A 5,261-nucleotide genomic window follows, 5' to 3' on the forward strand; every position below is an offset into this window, starting at 1 on the left:
TATGTGTATGTTTTTAAACATACGATAGTTTTTTATTTTAATAGAAACAATTTTCATGATATAATCGAGCCGTTATAGTTTTTTTGATTATACGATTGATCATGTGAAGATTGATCAATTAGTCAAAAAAGCCAGAGATTAGGTTCTCTTGGACATGGGGGGATAAATCAACTAGAAACTAGAGAGGCAAGCTCAACAATGACAGAATCCCCTCTGAGCGTCACCAGACTCAACACAAGTTGGACAAAATAGCGTAAATTGTCTATAAATTTGTTCAACGACTTAAATTAGTACAAATGTTTGACTGTATTATCATCGGTGCGGGACCAGCAGGAGCGACGGCGGGTTATCATCTAGCTAAAAAGGGGCGATCGATCCTGATCCTCGATAAAGCGAAATTACCCCGTTATAAACCCTGTGGTGGTGGGGTATCCCCAGCAATTAAGCAGTGGTTTGATTTTGACTTTACCCCCGTGATTGAGAATACCGTCACCCAAGTGGAGTTTACTTGGAAACAGGGGGATGCCGCCACCACTAAGTTAAATATGCTAGAACCGATGTGGATGGTACAAAGGGATCGTTTCGATGATTTTTTAGGTCAACAGGCGATCGCAGTCGGGGCAACCATCCAAGATAACAGCGAAGTTACCCAGATCAAATTCGTTCAAGATCACTGGCAAGTTACCACATCCCAAGGAACATTTTCAGGTAAATATCTGATTGCTGCCGATGGTGTTAAGGGTAATACCAGTCGCTGGTTGGGATTACCGGCGAAAAACGAAGCGATCGGGGCTACTCTGGAAATTACTAACGCAGAAGCGACTATTCCACCCCAAAAAGCTTTTTTTGATTTTGGTTCCCTAAAAAATGGTTATATCTGGGCTTTTCCCAAGTCTAATGGTTACACAATTAGCGGTGGTTGTTTTAAGGGCAGCATCAAATCCGAGGAGCTGAAAAAACAACTGTTAAATTATGCCCGTCAAAAGGGCTGGAATTTAGAGGATTATCGCTATAGTGAGTATGCTTTAGCCCTTTGGAACGGAAATAAACCGCTACACGCCCAAAATGCCCTAATTACAGGAGAAGCGGCGGGTATTCTCGATCCTCTCATCGGTGAGGGTATCCGTCCGGCAATTTTGACGGGAGTTAAGGCAGCCGAGGCGATCGATCGAGCTTTAGCCGGGGATAATCAGGCTTTAGCGGGCTATAGTCGGATAATTCGGGAAGAATGGGGGGAAGATATGGCTTTAGCGGCCAAATTAGCCGGTTTATTCTATCAATTTACCCAAATCGCCTACAATATCGCCGTTAAACGCCCGATCGCCGGTCAACTGATGGGACGTATTCTCGTGGGAGATTTAAAATACCGGGATGTTACGGAACAAGCGATGCAACAATTGAAAAAGCTTTTACTGCCCGGATTCGGTTGGTGATAACACCTCGCGCACCAGGGTGGGGGTGACTCGATCGCTAATGGTGACTTGGCCGATCGCCGTTGGTAAAATAAATCTAACTTGGCCATCTTTAACCTTTTTATCGGCAGTGAGAGCATTTACCATCTCATCGGCATTTAAAGGCGGAATACGGGTTTCTAAGGCGGCTTTTTCGATTAGATCGGTTTGACGTTGATTTTCCCCGGCGGTCCACATTCCCAGTTTAACAGCGATCGCTCCTGCCGCCACCATCCCCAGAGCCACCGCTTCCCCGTGGTTAACGCTAGTATATCCCGTTAAACTTTCAATGCCGTGGGCGATCGTGTGACCATAGTTTAAGATCGCCCGCAAACCCGCTTCTTTTTCGTCTTTGCTTACCACATCTGCTTTAGCTTGGCAAGACTTTGTAATAATTGTTTGCAATAGCTCGCCATCGATCTGAGAAAAACTAGCTAAATTGTCCGAGTCTTCTAACTGTTGAAATAACTCAGCATCCCAAATTACACCGTATTTAATCACTTCTGCCATTCCTGCCCGAAATTCTCGCACGGGTAGAGTTTTAAGCACGTCAGGATCGATCAGAACTAATTTTGGTTGATAAAACGCCCCGATCAGATTTTTGCCCTGGGGATGATTAACACCAGTTTTACCCCCGATGGAAGCATCTACCATGGCTAACAGGGTGGTGGGAACTTGGACAAAATTAACGCCTCGTAACCATGTGGCTGCCGCAAATCCCGTCATATCCCCGATTACACCACCACCGAGGGCAACCATAGTCGAGGAACGTTCCAACCGGTGAACGAGGGCCGTATCATAAACTTGGGCGATCGCATCGAGGGTTTTATAATTTTCGCCGGCGGGGATCAGATGAGTAAAAACGGCAAATCCCGCTTTTTCTAGGGAATTAACGGCTTTATGTCCGTAATAGTCAAAAATTTCGGGATTAGAAACCAATAAAACCTTTTTACCTAAGTTTAACCGGCTCATTTCTGCACCGAGATTAGCTAAACTGCCCTTCTCGATCAGAATATTATAGGAGCGATCGGGTAAATTAACGGGAATACAAATAGCCATAGGGTGTGGGGTGATGTTTCAGTGATCAGTGATCAGTAAACAGTAAACAGTAAACAGTAATCAGTAAACAGTGATCAGTAAACAGTGAAAAGACAGTGGGAAACTGCCATTTAATGCTGCTCACTTAATACATACTGCTCACTGAAAACTTAAATCTGATAACTGATAACTGATAACTGATAACTGAGTCGGTTATGGGCGCAGCTTAGTCAACTCTAACAGCAGACGACAGGATAAAAAACAGATAAAGCTCTCTCCCAGAAAGAGACTTAATTGCCCACTGTCAGCGATCAAGTCTGTGGATAATTGTAGGGGAACTAGGCCGCGGACTAGGGCAAAAGCTGCTACTGTACCATCTTTGAGATGGGGATTATCATCGTTACGGACGACATAACGATAGGTGACACCGAAGAGAAATCCGCTAATTATCGCCCCGGATATCTTGACAAAAGCGCCAATTAGTGTGAGCGATTCCCCTAACAATAGTCGATCAACAGTTAAAAATAGCAGATAGGGAACCAGGAAAGCCAGAGCCGAGATACTCCCCACCTGTATGGATTCGATTCTTTCCTTGAGCGTAATTTGCACGATCGCCTCTCTAAAACGGAGTCACTGATGGAGTATTATCGAAAATTTGGGTTGAAAACCTCGCCCTTTAGGGCGACTTTATGTTAGCATTAAATTGAGTCGTTGACTTTGGGAACGCAGGAAACAAGCGACACTCCGTAATCCCTAAATCTCTAACCATCACTGGTACAAAAGCTTTCATCGTAAGTCCACATGGTAAGAGCGAAAAACAATTAAATACTGTGGGACACACAGAAATTTACGCTTGGGGAGTAGTCTTTAAGGGTGCTTACCTTGTAGGTGTAGTCGGACTAGACATGAAACTGTAAGACCAAAATTAGCTTTGCTAGTAGCGGCAAGATTCAGCCCAAGAATCTCCGCGCTTTTAGGGCGGAGAGTGTCAACTCCTAAGTAATTCGTTTAACAAAGGCAATTATGGATATTTTGACACTTGGTTGGGTTAGCATTCTCGCCCTGTTCACTTGGTCGATCGCCATGGTGGTTTGGGGTCGTAACGGTTTCTAGGTAATCTATAGATACCATGGAAACATCTCTGATTCTCAACACTCTCTTTCTAGTCGCCTTAATTCTCCTCGTTATCGTCAGTGGTGGCATTCTCTACCTGACGACTACAGAATGGCGCGATCGCCGTCGTCAAGATGGCGATAAAAAATTAGGAAAATAATCCTGAACAGGTGTACTTAATTACGCCTGTTTTTCCTTTACTATGATTAAAATACTGCACTTATCGGATATTCACATGGGGAGCGGTTTTTCCCATGGACGTTTAAATCCAAAAACGGGATTAAACACGCGTTTAGAGGATTTTATGGGCAGTTTAAGCCTCTGTATCGATCGGGCTATTGCCTCCCCTGTGGATCTAGTTCTTTTTGGGGGAGATGCCTTTCCCGATGCCACTCCTCCTCCTTTTGTTCACGAAGCTTTTGCCAGTCAATTCCGTCGTCTTGCCGATGCTAAGATCCCGACGGTGTTATTAGTGGGTAATCACGATCAACATTCTCATGGTAATGGCGGTGTCAGTCTCTCCATCTATCGTACCCTAGCGGTGCCGGGGTTTATTGTTGGCGATCGCCTGACCACCCATCGCATCACCACCCGCAACGGCGATATCCAAGTAATTACTTTACCTTGGTTAACCCGCGCCACTCTCTTAACCCGTCCCGAAACCGAGGGTTTATCCTTGAGTGGGGTAAATGAATTGTTAATTAACCGTTTAGAACCGGTTTTAGAAGGAGAAATTCGCCAATTAGATACAAGTGTACCAACAGTTTTATTAGCCCATTTAATGGCCGATCGAGCTAGTTTAGGAGCAGAAAGATTTTTAGCGGTTGGTAAAGGTTTTACTGTGCCTTTATCGTTGCTAAATCGTCCACAATTCGAGTATGTTGCCCTTGGTCATGTTCACAAACACCAAAATCTTAATCCTAGCAATGATCCGCCTATTGTCTATCCGGGGAGCATCGATCGAGTGGATTTTAGCGAGGAAAAAGAAGATAAGGGCTATGTTCTAATAGAAGTGGCTAAAGGAGAGGTTAAATGGGAATTTTGTCCTTTACCCGTGCGTCCTTTCCGTTCCATCGAAGTGGATGTTTCCGAGGCAGAAAACCCCCAAAAAGAATTGCTAAAAGCTCTCAAAAAACACGATATTCAGGAAGCAGTTATCCGCTTAGTTTATAAAATTCGCAGTGAACAATTAGAACTAATCAACACCAATCAGCTTGACGAGGCGTTAAAAACTGCCCATAGTTATAGTATTCGGGCCGAGTTAATTAGTCAATTAACCCGTCCCCGTTTACCGGAATTAGGGGTGGGTAATCAATTAGATCCGATGGAGGCGTTAAAAGCTTATATCGATAATAAGAAAGATTTGCGGGATATTGTTGATGATATGTTAGAGGCAGCCCAGCTTTTATTAAATCAACAGCCAGAAATTTGGCTAGAGGAAGAAACCTCGATTTAGCTATCAGTTATCAGTTATCAGTTATCAGTTATCAGTTTACTGCTCACTGAAACATCTTCCCTATCCCTGTTTAAACAAGCCATGAGTTTATGTCTTAATCCCGATTGTCTATATAACAATGATCCTACAGATAAATTCTGTCAAAAATGTCGCTTTCAATTATTAATAAAAGATCGTTATCGTGCTATAAAATTAATTGGTCA

General features: G+C 43.7%; 7 protein-coding genes. 5 read left to right on the forward strand and 2 right to left on the reverse strand.

Translation table 11 applies throughout. The annotated features are described in order from the left end of the window. Positions 1 to 296: 296 nt before the first annotated feature. The gene (locus PX636_RS11640) at positions 297 to 1,433 is read left to right on the forward strand and encodes a geranylgeranyl reductase family protein (RefSeq protein ID WP_288117278.1); all 1,137 of its coding nucleotides are present in this window, start codon (positions 297 to 299) and stop codon (positions 1,431 to 1,433) included. Here PX636_RS11640 and aroB read toward each other — a convergent pair. After that, a complete protein-coding gene (aroB, locus tag PX636_RS11645; protein ID WP_288117280.1) occupies positions 1,410 to 2,510 on the reverse strand; it encodes a 3-dehydroquinate synthase in 1,101 nt (366 codons plus the stop codon). The two genes, PX636_RS11640 and aroB, sit on opposite strands and share 24 nt — an antisense overlap. Positions 2,511 to 2,702: 192 nt before the next feature. Then, on the reverse strand, positions 2,703 to 3,098 hold the full coding sequence (locus tag PX636_RS11650) for a hypothetical protein (RefSeq protein WP_288117282.1): 396 nt from the start codon (positions 3,096 to 3,098) through the stop codon (positions 2,703 to 2,705). 414 nt (positions 3,099 to 3,512) lie between these two features. Between PX636_RS11650 and petN the strand changes: the two genes are divergently transcribed. The 4 genes from petN to PX636_RS22685 all read left to right on the forward strand — a co-directional run. Then, on the forward strand, positions 3,513 to 3,602 hold the full coding sequence (petN, locus tag PX636_RS11655; protein ID WP_012265708.1) for a cytochrome b6-f complex subunit PetN: 90 nt from the start codon (positions 3,513 to 3,515) through the stop codon (positions 3,600 to 3,602). Positions 3,603 to 3,618: 16 nt separating this feature from the next. Beyond that, positions 3,619 to 3,762, forward strand: coding sequence for a hypothetical protein (locus PX636_RS11660; RefSeq protein ID WP_002736416.1), 144 nt, complete (start codon positions 3,619 to 3,621; stop codon positions 3,760 to 3,762). 42 nt (positions 3,763 to 3,804) lie between these two features. Then, positions 3,805 to 5,058: an exonuclease subunit SbcD gene (gene sbcD / locus PX636_RS11665; RefSeq protein ID WP_288117284.1), complete on the forward strand. Its 1,254-nt coding sequence runs from the start codon at positions 3,805 to 3,807 to the stop codon at positions 5,056 to 5,058. 81 nt (positions 5,059 to 5,139) lie between these two features. Further along, positions 5,140 to 5,261: 4-Cys prefix domain-containing protein (locus PX636_RS22685; RefSeq protein WP_353853475.1), on the forward strand; the 122-nt coding region annotated here is incomplete at its 3' end.

It is taken from the genome of Microcystis sp. M53598_WE2 (assembly GCF_030067735.1).
Taxonomy (GTDB): Bacteria; Cyanobacteriota; Cyanobacteriia; order Cyanobacteriales; family Microcystaceae; genus Microcystis; species Microcystis aeruginosa.